At 67.1% G+C, this 19,750-nt stretch carries 21 protein-coding genes; 3 read left to right on the top strand and 18 right to left on the bottom strand.

Translation table 11 applies throughout. The features are described 5' to 3' along the window. Window positions 1-41 precede the first annotated feature (41 nt). Window positions 42-665 (top strand): class I SAM-dependent methyltransferase, encoded by a 624-nt coding sequence (locus LK10_RS18490; protein ID WP_043127223.1) that lies wholly within the window; start codon window positions 42-44, stop codon window positions 663-665. Here LK10_RS18490 and dapF read toward each other — a convergent pair. The 7 genes from dapF to LK10_RS18525 form a co-directional block, all read right to left on the bottom strand. Next, window positions 662-1,612, bottom strand: a complete 951-nt coding sequence (gene dapF, locus LK10_RS18495; RefSeq protein ID WP_052207572.1) for a diaminopimelate epimerase — start codon at window positions 1,610-1,612, stop codon at window positions 662-664. The two genes, LK10_RS18490 and dapF, sit on opposite strands and share 4 nt — an antisense overlap. Next, the gene (gene miaA, locus LK10_RS18500) at window positions 1,609-2,556 is read right to left on the bottom strand and encodes a tRNA (adenosine(37)-N6)-dimethylallyltransferase MiaA (protein WP_043127063.1); all 948 of its coding nucleotides are present in this window, start codon (window positions 2,554-2,556) and stop codon (window positions 1,609-1,611) included. The genes dapF and miaA overlap by 4 nt, the downstream gene beginning before the upstream one ends. 3 nt (window positions 2,557-2,559) lie before the next feature. Further along, on the bottom strand, window positions 2,560-4,077 hold the full coding sequence (gene miaB, locus LK10_RS18505; protein ID WP_043127066.1) for a tRNA (N6-isopentenyl adenosine(37)-C2)-methylthiotransferase MiaB: 1,518 nt from the start codon (window positions 4,075-4,077) through the stop codon (window positions 2,560-2,562). A 37-nt stretch (window positions 4,078-4,114) separates the two neighbouring features. After that, a complete protein-coding gene (locus LK10_RS18510; protein WP_043127068.1) occupies window positions 4,115-5,401 on the bottom strand; it encodes an aggregation-promoting factor C-terminal-like domain-containing protein in 1,287 nt (428 codons plus the stop codon). A gap of 55 nt (window positions 5,402-5,456) precedes the next feature. Further along, window positions 5,457-5,972, bottom strand: coding sequence for a regulatory protein RecX (locus LK10_RS18515; protein WP_043127070.1), 516 nt, complete (start codon window positions 5,970-5,972; stop codon window positions 5,457-5,459). Window positions 5,973-5,975: 3 nt separating this feature from the next. Next, a complete protein-coding gene (gene recA / locus LK10_RS18520) occupies window positions 5,976-7,022 on the bottom strand; it encodes a recombinase RecA (protein ID WP_043127073.1) in 1,047 nt (348 codons plus the stop codon). 195 nt (window positions 7,023-7,217) lie between these two features. Next, window positions 7,218-7,439, bottom strand: coding sequence for a DUF3046 domain-containing protein (locus LK10_RS18525; protein ID WP_043127076.1), 222 nt, complete (start codon window positions 7,437-7,439; stop codon window positions 7,218-7,220). A 51-nt stretch (window positions 7,440-7,490) separates the two neighbouring features. Between LK10_RS18525 and LK10_RS18530 the strand changes: the two genes are divergently transcribed. After that, on the top strand, window positions 7,491-8,048 hold the full coding sequence (locus LK10_RS18530; RefSeq protein ID WP_052207573.1) for a MarR family winged helix-turn-helix transcriptional regulator: 558 nt from the start codon (window positions 7,491-7,493) through the stop codon (window positions 8,046-8,048). On the opposite strand, the gene LK10_RS18535 is transcribed toward LK10_RS18530, so the two are convergent. From LK10_RS18535 to LK10_RS18570, 8 genes are all read right to left on the bottom strand, one after another. Beyond that, a complete protein-coding gene (locus LK10_RS18535; RefSeq protein ID WP_043127079.1) occupies window positions 8,045-8,470 on the bottom strand; it encodes a helix-turn-helix domain-containing protein in 426 nt (141 codons plus the stop codon). The two genes, LK10_RS18530 and LK10_RS18535, sit on opposite strands and share 4 nt — an antisense overlap. Before the next feature lie 157 nt (window positions 8,471-8,627). Next, entirely contained in the window at window positions 8,628-9,119 is a 492-nt protein-coding gene (locus LK10_RS18540) for a CinA family protein (protein ID WP_043127081.1), read from the bottom strand. A 7-nt stretch (window positions 9,120-9,126) separates the two neighbouring features. Further along, complete coding sequence (pgsA, locus tag LK10_RS18545) at window positions 9,127-9,738, bottom strand: CDP-diacylglycerol--glycerol-3-phosphate 3-phosphatidyltransferase (protein ID WP_043127083.1); 612 nt, start codon at window positions 9,736-9,738, stop codon at window positions 9,127-9,129. A gap of 9 nt (window positions 9,739-9,747) precedes the next feature. Next, window positions 9,748-12,615 carry an FtsK/SpoIIIE family DNA translocase gene (locus tag LK10_RS18550; protein ID WP_043127230.1) on the bottom strand — a complete coding sequence of 956 codons (2,868 nt, stop codon included), beginning with the start codon at window positions 12,613-12,615 and terminating at the stop codon, window positions 9,748-9,750. Between the two features lie 94 nt (window positions 12,616-12,709). Beyond that, entirely contained in the window at window positions 12,710-14,401 is a 1,692-nt protein-coding gene (locus tag LK10_RS18555) for a ribonuclease J (RefSeq protein WP_043127087.1), read from the bottom strand. Window positions 14,402-14,449: 48 nt separating this feature from the next. Next, window positions 14,450-15,358, bottom strand: a complete 909-nt coding sequence (gene dapA, locus LK10_RS18560) for a 4-hydroxy-tetrahydrodipicolinate synthase (protein ID WP_043127090.1) — start codon at window positions 15,356-15,358, stop codon at window positions 14,450-14,452. 53 nt (window positions 15,359-15,411) lie between these two features. Continuing rightward, a complete protein-coding gene (locus LK10_RS18565) occupies window positions 15,412-16,161 on the bottom strand; it encodes a carbon-nitrogen hydrolase family protein (protein ID WP_043127233.1) in 750 nt (249 codons plus the stop codon). A 10-nt stretch (window positions 16,162-16,171) separates the two neighbouring features. Beyond that, window positions 16,172-16,402 (bottom strand): hypothetical protein, encoded by a 231-nt coding sequence (locus LK10_RS18570; protein ID WP_156144257.1) that lies wholly within the window; start codon window positions 16,400-16,402, stop codon window positions 16,172-16,174. A 163-nt stretch (window positions 16,403-16,565) separates the two neighbouring features. On the opposite strand from LK10_RS18570, the gene LK10_RS18575 reads away from it, so the two are divergent. Then, window positions 16,566-17,825 carry a heparan-alpha-glucosaminide N-acetyltransferase domain-containing protein gene (locus LK10_RS18575; protein WP_052207575.1) on the top strand — a complete coding sequence of 420 codons (1,260 nt, stop codon included), beginning with the start codon at window positions 16,566-16,568 and terminating at the stop codon, window positions 17,823-17,825. 16 nt (window positions 17,826-17,841) lie between these two features. Here the strand turns inward: LK10_RS18575 and LK10_RS21065 are convergent, their stop codons facing one another. Genes LK10_RS21065 through dapB form a run of 3 tightly spaced genes read right to left on the bottom strand, consistent with a single transcriptional unit; the run spans window position 17,842 to window position 19,742 of the window. Further along, a complete protein-coding gene (locus tag LK10_RS21065) occupies window positions 17,842-18,468 on the bottom strand; it encodes a DUF6318 family protein (protein WP_156144258.1) in 627 nt (208 codons plus the stop codon). Between the two features lie 30 nt (window positions 18,469-18,498). After that, complete coding sequence (locus LK10_RS18585) at window positions 18,499-18,981, bottom strand: hypothetical protein (RefSeq protein ID WP_043127096.1); 483 nt, start codon at window positions 18,979-18,981, stop codon at window positions 18,499-18,501. Window positions 18,982-18,983: 2 nt separating this feature from the next. Then, on the bottom strand, window positions 18,984-19,742 hold the full coding sequence (gene dapB, locus LK10_RS18590) for a 4-hydroxy-tetrahydrodipicolinate reductase (protein ID WP_043127100.1): 759 nt from the start codon (window positions 19,740-19,742) through the stop codon (window positions 18,984-18,986). Window positions 19,743-19,750 lie beyond the last annotated feature (8 nt).

The following is a 19,750-nucleotide window of genomic DNA, read 5'->3' on the forward strand; positions in this document are numbered from 1 at the left end:
GTGGCTACTTGAACAGGCGCATGGATCTATTCTACTTGATGATGGAACCCGCCCACTATTTCAACGCTCAGCCGGACGTGCCCGACGTACGGCGCCCCCTCGCCGTCGTCCTCGAAGGAGCCGAGCGCGCTCTCGAGACCTCGTCGGGCATCTTCAGCCCGGATGGGGTGGACAAGGGTACGGCCGTGCTGCTCGCGGAAGTCCCCGACCCCGCGCCGGAAGGCAACCTGCTCGACGTCGGGTGCGGTTGGGGGCCGATCGCCCTCACGATGGCGCTGCGCTCTCCCGGTGCGACCGTGCACGCCGTCGACGTCAACGAGCGAAGCCTCTCGCTCACGGCGGCCAACGCAGGAAGGCTGGGGCTCGCCAACATCCGTGCGGCTCTTCCCGAAGACGTGCCAGCTGATTTGCGGTTCTCCACGATCTGGTCCAACCCGCCGATCCGAATCGGCAAGCAGGCCCTGCACGAGCTGCTCCTTCAGTGGCTCCCCCGTCTCGAGGTGGGCGGGGAGGCATGGCTCGTCGTGCAGAAGAACCTCGGCGCCGATTCGCTTCAGCGCTGGCTTGCGGACACCCTCGGCGGGGCGTACGACGTCGGCCGCGAAGCCACGTCGAAGGGCTTCCGGATTCTCCGGGTCACCCGGGGAGGAGAGGGCAGCTCCTAGCCGAGAGAGCCGTGCGCGACGATCACGGCGGGACCGCTGAGCTCGACGTGCTCGGTCCCTTCAGGGGCGGTCACGAACGCGACCTGCACGGTTCCCCCCGGAACGCGCACGTCCCAGCGGCTCGGTGCGCCTGCGCCGGCCCAGTGGCGGATCGCTACCGCGGCAGCGCAGGCGCCGGTTCCACAGGACTGCGTCTCCCCCACCCCCCGCTCGTGCACGCGCATCGCGATGCTTCCGATCCCGTCGCGAACGAGCGGCTCCGCGGGCACGACGAACTCGACGTTCGTTCCGTGCGGCGGCACCGGCTCGACCTTCGGCGAGTCGAACAGCCGGAGCCTCTCGAGCTCTGCATCCTCGGCGAGGGCAACGACGGTGTGGGGGTTCCCCATGCTCACGCTCAGCGCGGGACGGGAGACATCGAGTCCGTCAGCGGTGACGAGGGAGTCCCCCGCCTCTGCTTCCGCCTGCGCAGGGTGAATGAACTGCCACGGCCCCATATCGACCGCGAAGCCTCCGTCGCGGCGTTCCACGCGCTTCACCCCCGCGCGCGTGCCGACAGGCAGCGTGCCTCCGGGCTCGAGGTCGACGAGCCCCTGATCGAGCAGGAACGCCACGAAGACACGGACACCGTTGCCGCACATCTCGGATACGGAGCCGTCGGCGTTGCGGTAGTCCATGAACCACACGGCGTCGGGATCCTCCGCGAGGATCTCACGGCCCTCCGGAAGCTGCTCCGAGCGCACCGCCCTGATGAGGCCGTCTGCCCCGATGCCCAGATGCCGATCGCAGAGCGCTGCTGCCTGGACGGCTGTGACATCGCGGATGCCGTCGGGATCGGCGATGAGGACGAAATCGTTTCCGGTCCCGTGGCCCTTTGCGAACGGGAGCCCTGCAAGCTCAGCGAGCGGGCGCGCGGCGAAGATCAAGGAATCTGGGGCGGCGGTCATGCGTCTAGAATACCGACGCCCCCTGCGGAACCCGTCGACGAGACGAGGGCGAGCGCGGCGGCCACGACGTCGGGGCGAAGGGCATCGAGCCACTGGACTCTGGGATCCGCACGGAACCAGGTCACCTGTCGTCGGGCGAACTGGCGGGTCGCGATGATGGTCTCCTCAGCAGCTTCCTCTGCTGTGGCCTCGCCGTCGAGCACCCGCAGGAACTGCGCATAGCCGAGCGCACGCGAGGCGGTGCGTCCCTCGCGGAGGCCTTCGCCCTCGAGCCTCCGCACCTCGTCTACGAGTCCCGCCCGCACCATGCCGCGGACTCGCTCGGCGAGCCGACTGTGCAGGGAGGGGCGGTCCATGTCCAAGCCGATCTGCAAGGTCGGCTGCACATACTCCCGCCGCGGCATGAAGGAACTGAACGGCCGTCCGGTCACCTCGCGGACCTCGAGAGCCCGGATGATCCGCCGCGCGTCCCGAAGTCGGGACGCCGACTCCGGATCGATCTCCTGGAGTCGCCTCGCGAGGGCCCCGATTCCCTCGCTCTCCGCCTCCTTCTCGAGCCGGGCGCGGACTGCCGGATCGGTTCCGGGAAACTCGAGGACATCGGTCGCCGCCCGCACGTAGAGGCCAGAACCACCTGCGAGGATGGCCCGGCGGCCCCTTGAATGGATGTCCTCGATCGCGGCGCGCGCGGCGGTCTGGAAGGCCGAGACACTCGCGTCCTCGTGCACGTCAAGGATGTCGAGGAGGTGGTGGGGAACACCCCGACGCTCTTCGACCGAGAGTTTCGCCGTCCCGATGTCCATGCCCCGGTAGAACTGCATCGAGTCGGTATTCACGATCTCCCCATCCAGAGCCAAGGCCAGCTCCACGGCGAGATCCGACTTGCCCGTGCCAGTGGGACCGACGACGGCGATCACCGGCCCGGGCGACTCGCCTCGATCCACTGGCTATCCCGCATGCAAAGGAAGCGAGGGCATTCCGAGGCTCACAGCGGCCCGCGTTGCCGACGCCGTCGCCGCCGTTCCCGGGTTGGGGGCGCCGCACGAGTCCGCTTGGGCTCGATCCCAAGCATCGCCGGCGCGCGAGCGGCGCACTGAATACTCCTCGGGTCGCGGATCCGCGATGAGGTGATGAGGCGCGGCCTCGGTCACGCTGAGGCGCACAAGATCGCCGGGGCGCGGTTCCTCGGCACCGGCGGGAACGGTGAAATGGACGAGCCTATGATCTTTCGCGCGTCCCGAGAGCCGGTGGGTCTCCCCCGCCTTGCGGCCGCTCTGAGCTGTCACGAGGAGCTCGACCTCGCGGCCCACCTGGCGCGCGTTCTCCTCCTCGGAGATGCGTTCCTGCAAGGCGATGAGGCGCTCATAGCGCTCCTGGACGACGGCCTTGGGGAGCTGCCCGGGCATCTCGGCGGCCGGAGTGCCTGGCCGCTTCGAGTACTGGAATGTGAAGGCGCTCGAGAAGCGCGCGCGTTCGACGACGTCGAGGGTCGCCTGGAAGTCCTCCTCGGTCTCCCCTGGGAACCCGACGATGATGTCGGTCGTGATCGCCGCGTGAGGGATCCGCTCGCGGACCCGGTCGAGGATTCCAAGGAATCTGGACGAACGGTACGAACGCCGCATTGCGCGGAGCAAACGGTCCGAGCCCGACTGGAGCGGCATGTGCAGCTGCGGCATGACGTTCGGCGTTTCAGCCATCGCCTCGATCACGTCATCGGTAAAGGCCGCCGGATGCGGGCTCGTGAAGCGCACTCGCTCGAGTCCTCGGATCTCGCCGCATGCGCGCAGGAGCTTGCCGAACGCGAGCCTGTCGCCGAACTCGACGCCATACGAGTTCACGTTCTGACCCAGCAGTGTGACCTCGATGGCGCCGTCGTCCACGAGTGCCTGGATCTCGGCCAGGATCTCGCCCGGGCGCCGATCGCGCTCCTTGCCTCGGAGGCTGGGGACGATGCAGAACGTGCACGTGTTGTTGCAGCCCACAGAGATGGACACCCAGCCGCTGTAGACCGAATCGCGCTTGGTCGGCAGCGTCGAAGGAAAGACTTCCAAAGATTCAAGGATCTCGAGTTGGGCCTCGTGATTGTGCCGCGAGCGTTCAAGCAGCGCGGGAAGAGCGCCGACGTTGTGAGTTCCGAAGACGGCATCGACCCAAGGCGCCTTCTCGAGGATCGTGTCCCGATCCTTCTGGGCGAGGCAGCCTCCGACCGCGATCTGCATGCCGGGGTGCCGGTCCTTTACGGGCCGGAGCTGGCCGAGGTTGCCGTACAGGCGGTTGTCGGCGTTCTCCCGTACGGCACAGGTGTTGAAGACCACGACGTCCGGTTCGGTCCCCTCCTCGGCCCGGACGTAGCCCGCAGCCTCGAGAAGACCCGACATGCGCTCGGAGTCATGGACGTTCATCTGGCAGCCGAACGTGCGCACTTCGTAGCTGCGCGGGCTGCTCTCGTCGATCGTGGAACTCACCCATCAAGGGTACCGGTCGCCTGAGCGTGGCTGGTGATCAGTACCAGCTGTTCGAGACCTCGTGCGCCCAAGCGTTGCAGGGGCTTCCGTATCGGTCTTGGATGTAGCCGAGACCCCAGTTGATCTGGGTCCGGTAGTTCGTGAGCCAGTCCGCGCCGGCCGATTCGTACTTCGACGCCGGCAGCGCCTGCGCCACGCCGTAAGCACCGCTCGAGGGGTTGGTCGCGTCCGTCATCCAGCTCGACTCCCGCGTCCACAGCTGCAGCAGGCATTGGAACTGCGAACCGTCCCAGCCGTAGCCGCCGATCTGTGACGAAGCATAGGCCTGAGCTCCTGCGGGGTCGTCCGTGACCGATCCGACTCCCGGGCTCACGACTGTCGGCGCCGACTGCACCTGGACCTGGACCGGCACTTGAGCCGACGCAGCGGCTGCGGCAGCCTGCTGCTGTTGCTGCTGCAGGAGCGCGGCCTGCTGTTGCTGCTGCTGGAGGAGGGCGGCTTGCTGCGCAGCCGCCTCCTCCGCCGCCTTCCGCTTGGCCTCCTGTGCCGCCTCATACGCGGCGAGAGCCTGCTGCCCCTGTTCGTACTTCTGCTCAACGGTTGTCGAGGTTCCCTTGAGATCTGCGAGCTGAGCGGTCATAGTGCTCTGCTGCTGCTGCGTCTGGGACACGACTTGCTCGGCGTGCTGCTGGGCGGCTTGCGCCACGCCGAACGCCTGCTTGGCCGCATCCGAGAGCTTCGCGAGGGCGTCCTCGGCCGCGCTCGACTGAGCCTGGGCCTGAGCCGCGTTGTTCGCGGCGCTCTGGTAGTCGGCGACGGCTTTGGCCGCTTGGTCGCCGAGGATCTGCAGGGTACCCAAGCGATCGAGTCCGTCCGGCTGATTGAGAACCGAGAAGGCATCGAGGGCGCCCGAGGGTGTACCGCCGGTGTACGCAGCCGCGGCGATGCGGCCCGCCGCCTGCTTGCTTGCGTCGCGGTCCTTGATCCGCTGCTGGGTGACTTGCTGAAGAGCATCGACGATCTTCTGCTGGTTCTTCACCGCCAAGTCGGCCTTCGCGTAGGCCGCGCCCGCGGCCACGGCCTTCGCCGACGCGTCCGCCGCGGTCGCTTGCACAGACGAGAGGAGGCCGTTGATCTTGTCGACCTCGGCTTGGGCAGCAGCGACGTTTGCCTTGGCAGCCTGCACATCGGCCCACGTGGGGAACCCCGTTGGGGGACCATCGTCGGCGACGGCAGATGGCGCAGCAAAGCTCAGCACCAGGAAGGCGCTGACCGTGGCCGCAAGGGCTGACTGGCGCAGTCGGATGGCTGTTTGACGTCGCATACTGCCTCAGAGTATTGAGGTTCTGCAACCGTTCAGTCCACGCACCACGCCCAATTCACGGGTTATTCTCAGCGTCGAGCACCTCGGAAACCACGCGGAAGGCCCTCCCCGGCGGATGGCCCTTGCGCGCCAGCATCCCCACAAGCCGTCGAAGTTCTCGGTCCCGAGCCGTCAGATCCCCCGTATCGAACGGCCGCCTCCGCCGTTCCACGAGAGCACGGGCGGCACTCAACTCCTCGTCGTCGTCAAGCTCGGAAAGGGCCGCTTCGGCAACCGGACCATCGATGCCCTTAGAGGCGAGTTCCCGGCGAAGAGCGGACTTCGACAGACCTTTTGTAGCGAAACGACTTCGGACCCACATCTCGGCGAAGGCTGTGTCGTCGATGAGCCCAATATCCTCAAATCGATCGAGCAGCGCCACAGCCACGTCCTCGGGAACGCGGCGATCCCGAAGTTTGATCGCAAGTTGATGCTTGCTCCTCGGCCCCAGCGTGAGTTGCCGGAGGAGGATCGCGCGCGCGACCGACTCGGGGTCGGCTTCGCGGTCCTCCTCCGGTGCAGTTCCGGTCAAGGACTACTCGCCGTCGACAGCCTTGAGCCGCGGCTGCTCCTCGGCGGGCTTGCTGATCCCGACCCCGAGCTTCTCTTTGATGAGCCGCTCGAGTTCGTCCGCAAGCTCCGGGTTGTCACGGAGGAAACGCCGCGAGTTCTCCATGCCTTGGCCGAGCTGATCGCCGTCGTAGGTGAACCATGAGCCCGACTTCTTGATGATGCCGTGCTCGACGCCCATGTCGATGATCCCGCCCTCACGCGAAATCCCTTGGCCGTAGATGATGTCGAACTCTGCCTGCTTGAACGGCGGAGCCATCTTGTTCTTGACGATCTTCGCCTTCGTCCGGTTGCCGACCGAATCGGCCCCCTCCTTGAGGGTCTGGACGCGACGTACGTCGATACGGACCGACGCGTAGAACTTGAGCGCCTTGCCACCGGTCGTGGTCTCAGGGGAGCCGAAGAAGACGCCGATCTTCTCGCGCAGCTGATTGATGAAGATCGCGGTCGTCTTCGTCTGGTTGAGGCGCCCGGTCACCTTGCGCAGCGCCTGGCTCATGAGTCGCGCCTGCAGGCCTACGTGGCTGTCGCCCATCTCACCCTCGATTTCGGCGCGCGGCACAAGGGCCGCCACCGAGTCGATGACGATGATGTCGAGCGAGCCTGAACCGACGAGCATGTCCATGATCTCGAGAGCCTGCTCGCCCGTGTCGGGCTGGGAGACAAGGAGGGCGTCCGTGTCGACGCCCAGCTTGGCGGCGTATTCCGGATCGAGCGCGTGCTCGGCGTCGATGAAGGCGGCAATCCCGCCATTGCGCTGGGCGTTGGCAACTGCGTGTAGGGCAACCGTGGTCTTACCCGACGACTCGGGGCCGTAGATCTCGACCACGCGGCCGCGCGGAAGGCCGCCGATTCCGAGCGCAACATCCAGCGCGATCGATCCGGTCGGAATGACCTCGATCGGCGCACGCGTGTCATCGCCGAGTCGCATGATCGAGCCCTTGCCGAACTGCTTGTCAATTTGCGCGAGGGCCGCCTCAAGGGCCTTTTCACGATCTGGCGCTGCCGCCATGGTCCACCTCCGGTCGGGGTTGTCGTTCAATCCACTCGCTACGCTACCGAGGGTCACCGACAGTCCAGCGCCCCGCGCTGGCGTATGTGGACAACTCGGCGGGAACCCGTGAATCTCCTCGACAACGAGGATACGCCCGCCCGAACACACCTTCGAATAAGCGGCTCGGCGTGTTGCGATTCCTCAGCCGCGATCTCAGTCCTTGAGCGGCCGGTCTTTGCCCAGCCGGCGCTCTGCGGGGACGTCCTGCATATCGCACACGGCGAGCCACACGGTCCGCGGGTTCTGCCCGGCCTTGAGGGCCTCCACAGCAGTGCGTCCCCCTACCGAGGTGAGCACGAGGCTAGATGCGAGGACTCGCGCGTAGCCCGCACCGAACTCGTCCTCCATGAGCCGCCAGAAGTCACTGTGCCGCATCGAACCATTCTCCCATCGGTCCCCATTCACCTGCCCACCTATGATTGGCTCATGCCAACCCCAAGCCAGGAACCGGAAGAGTTCGATGCCGCGTTCGAATCGATCGAGCAGCAGTTGAGCCTCTTCTGGCGCCGGGCCAGGTCCGTCTCCCACACAATCTCGCGATCACTCCACCCGGAGATCGAGCCGGGCGCGTACGGCGTGCTCATGATCCTTCTGAGGGAGGGTCCGCTCCGGGTCACCGAACTCGCGGCCCTCATCGGCATCGGAAAGCCTTCGGTGAGCCGACAGGTCGCGCTCCTCGAGCGCATCGGGCTCGTCCTGAAGGAAGACGACCCCGCAGACCGCCGAGCCCAGAGAGTCATCCTCAGCCCAGCGGGTGCGGCAGAGATCGAAGAGCTGCGACGCCGGCGCCTCTCCTTCTTCCGCGACGCGCTCGGCTCATGGGACCTCACCGACCTGTCGAATCTGGCCGGCTACTTCTCAAGGGTCAACGAGGCGCTCGCGACCGCGGCCCGCCGAAAGTCCGACACCCTCAGGCACACGCACGAGGGGCCGGGCGCAAACCCGGCCCCTCGTGGCGAAGTGTCTTTGGCTGACGAAGATTAACGCGATCCGCTGAGCTCGATGCCGAGTTCCTCGGTGAGGTCACGTCCGTAGCGCTGGGAGAACTCCTGAGGGACAGTGTCCGGCACGGAAACGCCTTCGGCGACCGCGACACGGTCGCTCACCTCGCGGAGCATGGCCGACAGCGGAACGTCTAGTGCCGAGCAGATCGAGGAGAGGAGTTCGGACGAGGCTTCCTTCTGGCCCCGCTCGACCTCGCTCAGGTAACCAAGCGAAACCCGCGCGTTGTGGGAGACTTCACGGAGCGTACGGCCCTGACGTTGGCGGACGTCACGCAGGACGTCTCCAATCTCATGACGCAGAACTACCATCTTGCGCTCCTTCTTCTCTTCAGGGGCGATTTCAGCCAAGCCCACATTGCGCCAGCGGACTACGCCATTGACGGTTACGGGCTGCTTGACCATATGTATCTGTGCGCTCCTTGTTCGCGGGGCCCGGACTCCGGGCTTCCGTGTGACCCATCCTAGTGCCGCCGATCCTTGACGACACTAGTGACAACTCTCTGACGTGGTGGTTTGTTCCCCGCTGACCGCCATGCCTACCCAAAGTCACAGATCGCTCTCAGTTAACTCCAAGCGGAGTCTCCGGAGTCAGGGCCGCGAAGAGCGCCTCGAGCGCGGCATCCCGGGCGGCTCTCCGGATGTCCTCCCGGGAGCCCGAGAAGTGGCACTCGCGGACCTCCGTCCGCGCCGGGCCCGCCACGGCGACGAACACGGTTCCCACTTGCTTCCCGTCGAGGGGGTCGGGTCCAGCTACGCCGGTCGTCGACACCCCGTAGTCCGCGCCGCATGCTTTGCGCGTCCCCTGGGCCATCTGCCGCGCAACCTCTCCGTCCACGGATCCGACTTCCCTCAACAGGTCCGGGGAGACATCGAGAAGCTGGGCTTTCACCTCGCTGGCGTAGCTCACGATGCCCCCACGAAGCATTGCCGAGGCTCCGGGAACATCTGCGAGCGTGGCGGCAACGAGGCCGGCCGTGAGGGATTCTGCCGTTGCAACCGTCGTTCCCCGCGCGATGAAGGCCGCAACCACGTCCTGAACCCGCACCGTCATCTCCTGCTCACCTTGCCCTCATCGCCTCGGCGCGAAGGCGCGCAGCCTTCACAACATAGTCGACCCCCGTCACCACCGTGACGGCCGCGGCCGCGAGCATGACGACCAGGGCGACGACCGGCACCGCGGGTGCGACGTACCGGAGCGGCAGCAGGAAGAGCACGAGTGCGACCGTCTGAAGCACGGTCTTGAGCTTGCCACCGGACGACGCCGGCATGACACCGTATCGAATCACCACAAACCGGAGGGCAGTGATCCCCCACTCCCGCACGAGGATCACGATGGTGATCCACCACGGGAGCTCACCGAGTACCGAGAGCAGGACGAGCGCCGCGCCGGTAAGGAGCTTGTCCGCAATCGGGTCCGCAATCTTCCCGAAGTCGGTCACCAGATTGCGACGGCGGGCAATCTGGCCGTCGAGCTGATCGGTGTACATCGCAACCGCGAACGCCGCGAGAGCGAGCCAACGGAGCAGTCCTTGCCGCGAGTCGTCCGCGAGCATCAACCAGACGAACACCGGGACGAGGACGATTCGGAACATCGTGAGGACGTTCGGAAGGTTCCAGAGCTGACTCCTCTGTGCGGGGCCCTCCTGCCCAGGCGGCTGTGCGGTGCTCACCAACCAAGACTAGCGGCCGGTGAGCTGCCAGGCGTCCTCGCCACCGCCGTCGTCGTCCTCGTCGTAGTAGTCCACGGCCTGCGTGCGGTCGTCCAGGTCCGCCGCGACGAGGTCCTCGGCGTAGGGCGAGTCGACGGCCTGATCGCCCAGATGGTGGTTCGCGTTGGCGTTCTCGGCCAACGCCTGCTCCGTGTGGCTCGCCGGAGAAGCGGACGACGGCGAGTCCTCGCCTCGGAGGGCGGCGAGGACGGCAGGGAGATCGTCGGGCTTGACGAGGACGTCGCGTGCCTTGGAGCCCTCCGAGGGGCCGACGACGCCACGGCTCTCGAGGAGGTCCATGAGCCGGCCCGCCTTCGCGAAGCCGACGCGCAGCTTCCGCTGGAGCATCGAGGTCGAGCCGAACTGGGTCGTCACGACGAGCTCGGTGGCCTGGAGAAGGACCTCGAGATCGTCGCCGATCTCCTCGTCGATCTGCTTCTTCTCCGGCTCCGCGGCGACATCCTCGCGGTACGTCACCTGCAGCTGGCCCTTGACGTGTTCGACTACCTGATGGATCTCCGACTCGGAGACCCACGCGCCCTGCACACGCATCGGCTTGGAAGCGCCCATGGGCAGGAAGAGCGCGTCACCCTGGCCGATGAGCTTCTCCGCGCCCGGCTGGTCGAGGACGACGCGGGAGTCGGTCACCGACGACGTCGCGAAGGCCATCCGCGAGGGCACATTCGCCTTGATGAGGCCCGTCACGACATCGACCGACGGCCTCTGGGTCGCCAGCACGAGGTGGATGCCCGCAGCGCGCGCGAGCTGGGTGATGCGCACGATCGAGTCCTCGACGTCGCGAGGGGCCACCATCATGAGGTCAGCGAGCTCGTCGACGATCACGAGGAGATAGGGGTACGCCTTGATCTTCCGCTCCGAGCCGGGAGGAGGCACCACCTTCCCGGCGCGCACGGCCTTGTTGAAGTCGTCGATGTGCTTGAAGCCGTAGTTGGCGAGGTCGTCGTACCGCGCGTCCATCTCCCGAACGACCCATTGGAGAGCCTCGGCCGCCTTCTTCGGATTCGTGATGATCGGCGTGATGAGGTGCGGAACTCCCTCATAGGCGGTAAGTTCGACACGCTTCGGATCGACCATGACCATTCGGACCTCGTCGGGCGTGGCCCGCATGAGGATCGAAGTGATCATCGAGTTCACGAATGACGACTTGCCGGCGCCCGTCGCGCCCGCGACGAGCATGTGCGGCATCTTGGCCAGGTTTGCGACGACGAATCCGCCCTCGACATCCTTGCCGACCCCCATGACCATGGGGTGATCCGTGCGGCGGGCGTTCTGGCTGCGGAGGACATCACCGAGCGAGACCGTCTCGCGGTCCGTGTTGGGGATCTCGATGCCGATCGCACTCTTGCCCGGGATGGGGCTCAGAATGCGCACATCGGAACTCGCGACGGCGTACGCGATGTTCTTGCTCAGCGCAGTGACCTTCTCGACCTTCGTTCCCGAGGCCAACTCGATCTCGTAGCGCGTGACCGTCGGGCCGCGGCTGAAGCCAGTCACTTCCGCATCGACGTTGAACTGCTGGAGCGTGTTGGTCAGCGCCGCGACAATCGCATCGTTGGCCTCGGTGCGCTCCTTCGGGGCTGTACCCTGCACCAGGAGCTCCGACGACGGGAGGGTGTACGTGACATCCCCTGCGAGTTGGAGCTGCTCGGTCCGCTGGGGAATGGGCGACGGCGGCGCGACCGGCGGCCACGGCGCGGAAGGCACGATCGGGGCGGCTGCGGCGACGGTGGGAATAGACTCGGTGGCTCCCTCGGGGGCCTTGGGACCGGCGTCTTTGCCGCCCGTGATCCCCCCGCGCGCGGCACGGATCTTCTCGATCGCCGCCTCGGCCTGTGATCGGCCTGGAGCTGGCAAGGCCTCGGTGGGCTCATCCTCTCCGACGACGGCGCGCTCGTACGGCTCGTCGCCGGCGAAGCCGTCCGGAAGCTCCGGCTCTTCCGACCCCTCGTCCCGACCGAACAGGCGGCGCCTCTTCTTGGGGGACTTCTCAGGGCCCCGTGCGGCCTCCTCGGCTCGCCGCTCCGAGTCGTAGAGGTAGCTGCGGTCGTGGCGGGCGCCGTCGTCGTCATGGTCCATCAGGTCCGCACCCACCAAGTGGTCCCATGCCCCCCGAAGCCGCCGGGGAATCGCCGTGAACGGCGTCGCGGTGACGATGAGAACGGAGACAAACGCGAGGAACGAGTACACGAGCAGCGGCACCACCGGATGGATGGACGCCAGAAGCGAAGCCGCGAGGAAGCCGAGCATGCCGCCCGCGGCGCGGAGACCGTCGAACCCGTCTGCCGGGGAAGGGAGACCGCCGATGACGTCGGCAATCCCGGCTCCGGAGAACGCCATGATCAGGAACCCGATGCCGACTCGGTTGTTCCCTCGCTGGTCTTCGGGATGCCGAAAGAGCCGGACGGCACACACCGCGAGCATGAGTGGGAGCACGAGCGAGACCCAGCCGAACGTCCCGTTGACGACGGCGTAGACGCCATCCGGGAACCAGCCGTGCCAGCCCCACCAGGAGAACGTTGCGATGAAGACGGCAAGCGCAAGGTTGAACAGGCCCGCGCCGTCGCGGCGCGCGGCTGGATCGAGGCCGCTCACGTCCGTGCCGATGCGACGAACCCCGGCGCCCACCGTATGGGCGACCCCCTGCCACGCTCCCCCGATAACGCGAGCGAGCCACGGCTGTCCCGAATCTCTCGTCGTGACGGACGAAGACCTGCCGGAGGGGCGCTTCGACCCGGAGCCAGAGCTTTTGCCTTGGCCAGACCGGGCCGATGGGCCGGAGCGGGTGCTTCGTGGCGCGGAGGAAGTGCGAGTCGCCATATTCCCTACGGTAGCGCGGAAGGCCGCCGAATCCGGGGACATCCACGACTGGCGCACCCGGTTCGGCGGCCCTCCTGCGGCCGGTAGCCTCCGATCAGGCTTCGAGCACGACCGGAATGATCATGGGACGGCGGCGCAGCTTGCGGCTCACCCACGTGCCGATCACCCGGCGGACTACCTGCTGAAGCTGGTAGGCCGTGTGGTCCGGCTTCGCAAGGATGGCCTCCTCGAGCGCCTCGTTGACCTTGGGGATGATGTCGTCGAACACGGCGTCATCCTCCGCCACGCCACGGGCGTGGATCTCAGGACCCGAAACAACCTTGCCGGTCGAGCGGTTCACCACCGTGATCACGGAGATGAAGCCCTCGTCGCCCAGGATCCGGCGGTCCTTGAGATCGGCGTCGGTGATCGCGCCGACGCTGCTCCCATCGACATACACGAATCCGACCTCGACCTGGCCGACGATCCGCGCCCGCCCGTTCGCGAGGTCCACAACGGTCCCGTTGTCCCCGAGGATGACGCTGTCCGGCTCCATGCCTGTCTCGAGCGCGAGGTTCCCGTTCGCGATGAGATGGCGCGTCTCGCCGTGGACGGGCATCGCGTTGAGGGGCTCGATGATGTTGTAGCAGTAGAGAAGTTCTCCCGCAGCCGCATGGCCCGAGACGTGCACCTTCGCATTGCCCTTGTGCACGACGTTCGCGCCGAGTTTGAGGAGCCCGTTGATGACGCGGAACACCGCGTTCTCGTTGCCGGGGATGAGCGAGGACGCGAGGATCACCATGTCCCCGGAGCCCACCTGCACGCGGTGGTCGCCGTTGGCCATGCGGGACAGGGCTGCCATCGGCTCGCCCTGCGAACCGGTGGACATGAGGACGAGCTGGTGGTCCGGGTAGTCCTCGATGTGCTTGACGTCGACGAGGATCCCAGGGGGCACGTCGAGGTAGCCGAGCTTGGCCGCGATCGTCATGTTCCGCACCATCGAGCGCCCCACGAAGGCGACCTTGCGGCCGTGGTGGTGGGCGGCGTCGAGCACCTGCTGCACCCGGTGGACGTGGGATGAGAAGCTCGCGACGATGATCCGCTTGCGCGCCTGGCCGAACAAGCGGTCGAGGACGGGGCCGATCTCCTTCTCAGCAGTGGTGAAGCCGGGGATGTCTGCATTCGTCGAATCCGCCATGAGGAGGTCCACGCCCTCCTCGCCCAACCGCGCGAAGTGCCGCAGGTCGGTGATGCGGCCGTCGAGCGGGAGCTGGTCCATCTTGAAGTCGCCCGTGTGCAGCACGCTTCCCCCGGCCGTGCGGATGAACACCGCGAGCGCGTCCGGAATCGAGTGGTTGACGGCGACGAACTCTGTCTGGAAGGGCCCGAAGTCAACGACCTGGCCCTCTTCCACCACCCGCAGGACCGGCGTGATGCGATGCTCGGCCAGCTTGGCCTCGACTAGCGCGAGTGTGAGCTGCGACCCGACGAGGGGGATGTCCCGGCGGTGCCGCAGAAGGTACGGGACAGCCCCGATGTGATCCTCATGCCCATGGGTGAGCACGCAGGCCACAACGTCCTGAATGCGGTTCTCGATGTAGGAGAAGTCCGGGAGGATGAGATCCACTCCGGGCTGATTCTCCTCCGGGAAGAGGACGCCGCAGTCGACGATGAGGAGCTTGCCGTCGATCTCGAAGACGGCCATGTTGCGGCCGACCTCGCCCAGTCCCCCGAGGGGCACGATCCGAAGCGTGCCCTGCGGCAGCTTCGGCGGTGTCGTGAGGACCGGGAGGGCAAGTTGGGTCATTGCTTCTTCTTTCTAGGCGCAGGCGCCATGTAGCTAAGCACCGGCCATCTAGGCAAAGTCCATTCCGGCTTCGGCCAGATCGGCGCGGATGAGGGCGAGCTCCGCGTCATTCGGCTCCACGAGCGGGAGTCGGACGGTGGAGGTGGGCAGGATTCCCTGCCACGTGAGAACTTGCTTGGTCGCGACGGCGCCCTGGACGCGGGTCATGATGCCGCGGATGACGGGGTCGAGTTCGAAGTGGATCTTGCGGGCGGTCGCGAAGTCGCCCGCAAGGGCAGCGTCGACGAGAGCGCGGAACTGCTTCGTCACGACGTGGGCCGTCACGCTCACCACGCCAAGCGCTCCCGCAGCCATCCACGGAAGGGTAAGACCGTCGTCGCCCGAGTAGACGGCGAGATCGCTCTTCGCGAGCACCCGGGTGATCGAGGCGAAATCGGCCTTGGCGTCTTTGAGGCCTTGGATGTTCGGGTGCTCGGCGAGCCGGAGGATCGTCTCTGTCGCAATGGGGATGCCGCTTCGCCCGGGGATGTCGTAGAGCATGACCGGGAGCTCGGTCGCGGACGCGATCGCCTCGAAGTGAGCCTGGACTCCCGTCTGGCTGGGCTTGTTGTAGTAGGGAGTGACAATGAGGAGGCCATCGACTCCGAGCTCCGCTGCCCGGCGCGAGAGGCTGATCGAGTGACGCGTGTCATTGGTTCCGGTTCCGGCGATGACCTTCGCACGGCCGCCCACGGCCTCGAGGACCGCCTTGAACATGCCGAGGTTCTCCTCGTCCGTGAGGGTCGAGGTCTCGCCCGTGGTGCCCGTGACGACAAGGCCGTCGCAGCCGTCGTCGACAAGCTTCGCTGCCAGCTGACCCGCCGCCTCGTAGTCGACCTCTCCGTCCTTGGTGAAAGGGGTCACCATGGCGGTCAGGAGAGTGCCGAAAGTTTGGGTCCGGATGTCAGAGTCAGCCATGCTCAAAACGTTACCCTGTCGCGGCACGTCCTGGACAACGGCGACGGCCCGGTTTACCGCCGATAACGCTCGAGCGCGGACCTGAACAGCAGGGCCGAGACTACCTCTGGGCCGGTCGCCCGCGAGTGGGCCATGCGGTGCCCGTCGGGCCCCCATACTCCGCTACCGCCGCACGAGGGCCCCAACGAGGTGGTGCCAGCGGCGTTCGCGAGGAGTGCGAAGAAGCGGCTGTCCATGGCTCTGGCCCCGAAATGCAGGTCAAGACGGCGTTCCTCCCCCACCACGTAGATCGCGGAGGCCGCGTAGAGGTCTGCCCCGGCCGAGGCAGCCTCTGCCGCGTGCGAGGGCTCCGCGACGTCGAAGCAGACGGCGAGTGCAACGCTCCATCCGTCGACGTCGACGAGAGTGGGGCCACCCCCCGGCTCGAAGTAGTGCCGTTCGTCACCATGGAGGTGTGTCTTCGGTGCGATAAGCGGCGCAGCACCCGGGCGCAGGAGCACCGATGCGAGGCGGGGCGTACCGTCCGGCTCCCGGGCCGCTGCACCGACGACGGCGACAATCCCCATGTCCTCGCACGCCGCCTGGATTTCGGCGAGCTCGACGGACGGATTCGTCAGCCAGCACGCGTCGTCGTCGAGCCGGGAGAGGTCGTAGCCGATGAGTGAAAGCTCGGGGAAGACTGCTATCCGCGCTCCGTGGCTGTCCGCGTCCTCGATGGCATTCACATGGGCTGCGATATTCGCGGCGATCCCGCCTGGGCTCGACTCGTACTGCACGGCTGCGACGGTGAGCTCAGCGGACATGCGGCCCATATTAGGGCATCAGCATGGGAGCCTCAGTGCGCGCCGAGCAGGCTTCGACGTCCACTTCGCCGAGCCGACGCGCGGTCTCGGCAGGCAGCGACCCACTCTCCAACGGCTCGTCGACGAGTGGGCCGGCCCCTGGCGGCCAAGCCTCCGGATCCGGGGCCACCTCGTCGCGGGACAGGTGCGGCGGGGTGGCCCCGGACGTCTGCGGAAGCGACTTCTGTGCAGGCGCGTCCATGCACTCGAGCATAATCGAAACTATGTTCGAATGACAAGGGCGGACGTCGAAACCGCGAAGTGACGACCGTCCAGGGACCCGTCGCACTCGCCGGCCGGTGAGATCTCAGCGGTGCCCGCGGGCGTCTAAGTACCCAGAGGAGCCTCCGTGAGAGCATGAGCGCATGCCCGCGCGGACATCGACAACGAGATCGCCCGGCCACCGCTTCCCGGCCCAGCGGCTCACGGGGGTCGACTTGGCCAGAGGAGCTGCCCTCCTCGCCATGATGGCGGTGCATGTGCTGCCGACCGTGGCACCGGATGCGGCGGGTCGTCTCGGGCCCACGTGGGCTGGCCTCGTCCTTTCCGGACGTTCCGCGGCACTCTTCGCGGTACTCGCGGGGGTCTCCCTCTCTCTCGGCAGCGTCCCGGCGGCGGGGAACCGGCTCGGACTTGCCTTGCGCGGGGTCGTCATCGCCGTCGTCGGGCTTTGCCTCGGCACGCTCCACGTCAGCGTTGCCGTCATCCTGGTCCAGTACGGAGTGTTGTTCTGGTGCATCATCCCCGCGCTGCGGCTCGGGCAGCGCGCCCTCGGACTTCTCGCGTCGGCCTGGATACTTCTCGCACCCATCGTGGCCTACCTCGTGCGGCCGTTGCTCGTCCTAGGCGGGCATCCCCTGCAGCTCGGACGTAACCCAACGTGGACAGACTTTGCTGATCCCGCACGCCTCGCCGCCGACGTCTTCGTGACGGGCAGCTACCCAGTCCTCGAGTGGCTCGCGTACCTGCTGGTTGGCCTGTGGATTGGACGGTTGCCGCTCCGCCACACGGGGGTCCAAGTGGGTCTCATGCTTGGCGGGGCTGCCGCCGCGGCGCTGGCCAAGGCCACCGAGTGGGCGCTCATGGGTCCGTTGGGCGGCCACAACGCCCTCCTTGCGACTCCGCAGGCGAGCCAATGGCCGCTTGATGCGATGCTCCGCGTCAACCTGCTTGGGGTCCAGCAGACGGGAAGCATCTGGTGGCTCACAACCGCTGCCCCACACTCCGGTACGACCCTCGACCTCCTCCACACCTCCGGCACCTCCGCTGCTGCCCTCGGCGCGTTCTTGCTGCTCGCTCGAGTCCGGCCACTCGAGCGGACGGGTCTCCTCCTGCCCCTCGCGGGCGCCGGAGGCATGACCTTGACCCTCTACACCCTGCACGTGGGGGCCCTCTCATGGTCGGAAGCCGGCGGGGCTCCTGGGCTTGAGCAGGGTGGACTGCTTGCGGTGCACGCCGTCCTCGCGCTCGCCATCGGCCTGCTGTTCCGAGCGAACGGCTGGCGGGGTCCGCTCGAGTGGATGGCGCACGGAGCGTATCGCCTTGGTTCCCTCCACCAAGAGAGGGCCCCGAGCCGCCCTCAACGCCCCAGAACCCCGGACGGCTCGTTGGCACGACGCCGGTAGTCGACCGGAGGCTGTTCTAGCTGGCTGTGGTGAGTTCCTGGACTTGCACCGTCTTCCATCGACCCTGCTCGTACAGCGCGTAGATCGCTTTGGCCCGATCGCTCCGACCCCCGTCGTGGGATTCGACGGCACCGGAAGCGTCCAGCCTCCTTGATGGCGACTCCTCAACGACGAAGAAGCCGAGAACTGGACCGGGCCGGCCCCACGGTACGTCGGAGGTGAAGGCTACGATCGTCCAGCGCGGCCCCTCCGAGCTCCAGCCGTTGTCGTTGACGCCGAGCGCGGCGTCAACATACCCCGCGCAGGTCCCGCAAGAAGGGGCAGAGGCTTCCCTCAAAGGGGCCACGTTACCGGTCTCCAGAGCGTAGGTCACAGTGTGGAGCCAGTACTGTGCGAAGGCCGCAAAGCCTTCGCGGGTGTTCTCCTTCGCGACATCCGGCAGCGCAGGCGCACTGCCGACTGGTCCACGAGCACCGGCGCGTCCACGAGACCCGGCGGGATCAGGAGAACTCGCGGTCACGGAGGCCTGTTCGGTCGGATTCCAACATGCCGCCGAGGCCAGCAGCATCACCACGATCAGAGGAACGAGTGCGTACCGGGATCGTTGCCGTGCCATGCGGTCCCCCTGAGTGCGAGCGGTCATCTTCGCACTGTATGCATGGGGCGAGACGCCTCAGTGGGACGAGCCTGGTGCCTCCGTGGTCCCGCGGTGCAGGGCAATCGCGCGACGCATCGCGGCACGGGCACGTTTCCGATCGCCGGAGGCGTCATAGGCGAGCCCCAGCCGATACCACGAGCGCCAGTCCTCCGGTGCGGCCTCGGTCTCGGCCTGATACCGCGGGAACTCGGCGTCAGCCGCCGACCGCACAATCCTTCCCCCGGGGGTCCGCGGGAGCGCATCGACTGGCAGGCCGCCTTCGGCTTCGAGTTCGCGGCCGAGCCGCTCGAGACCCGCGCCGAACATGATCTCGCGCACCAGCGCCCAGGCTCCGATGACGGGCAGCACGAGGTAGGCGGCGCCGATGGCCTTGGCGATGAGCTGTGGGTCGGCGAGGAGGAGGATCGCCCGGTTGAGGGTGAGCACCAAGTAGAACACGAGGAGCAACGCAACGCCCGCGACCCACAGCTTGGTCCGGTGTTCCTTGAGCCAGTCCATGTTCAGAGCCCCAGATCCAGGTACCCGTCGAGCCCGACGGTCAGACCGGGATGCTCGCCTACCGCGCGGAGGCCGAGGATGACCCCCGGCATGAACGACGCGCGGTCGAAGGAATCGTGGCGGATGGTCAGCTGTTCCCCCGGCCCCCCGAGCAGGACCTCCTGGTGCGCCACGAGGCCTCGGAGCCGTACCGCATGCACCCGGACCCCGTCGACGTCGGCGCCCCGTGCGCCGTCGAGCTGCTTCTCGGTCGCATCAGGCGAGGCGCCGAGCCCCGCTTCGGCGCGGTTGGCTGCAATGAGCTGTGCGGTCCGCACCGCGGTGCCAGAGGGCGCGTCGACCTTCTCGGGGTGGTGCAGTTCGACGATCTCCACCGACTCGAAGTAGCGGGAAGCCTTGGCCGCGAACGCCGTCGCCAGCACCGAGCCGAGTGCGAAGTTCGGGGCGATGAGCACCCCGACGCCGGGGTGCTCATCGAGCAGGGCGCGAAGCCCCTCGAGTCGTTCGCCTGTCCACCCAGTCGTGCCGACGACGACGTGCAGACCGTGTTCGACGGCGAAGCGAACGTTCCGCTCGGTCGCATCCGGGACGGTGAGGTCGACGACGTAGCGGGCTCCGGCGTCGACGATCGCCTCGAGAGCGTCGCCCCGGCCCAGCGCGGCCACGAGCTCCATGTCCGGGGCCGCCTCGACGGCCTTCACCGCCTCGGAACCCATGCGCCCGTTCGCGCCCAGCACTGCCACCGGAAGTCGTTCTGCCATGGGTTCAA

Source organism: Sinomonas humi (assembly GCF_000802235.1).
Lineage (GTDB): Bacteria > Actinomycetota > Actinomycetes > Actinomycetales > Micrococcaceae > Sinomonas > Sinomonas humi.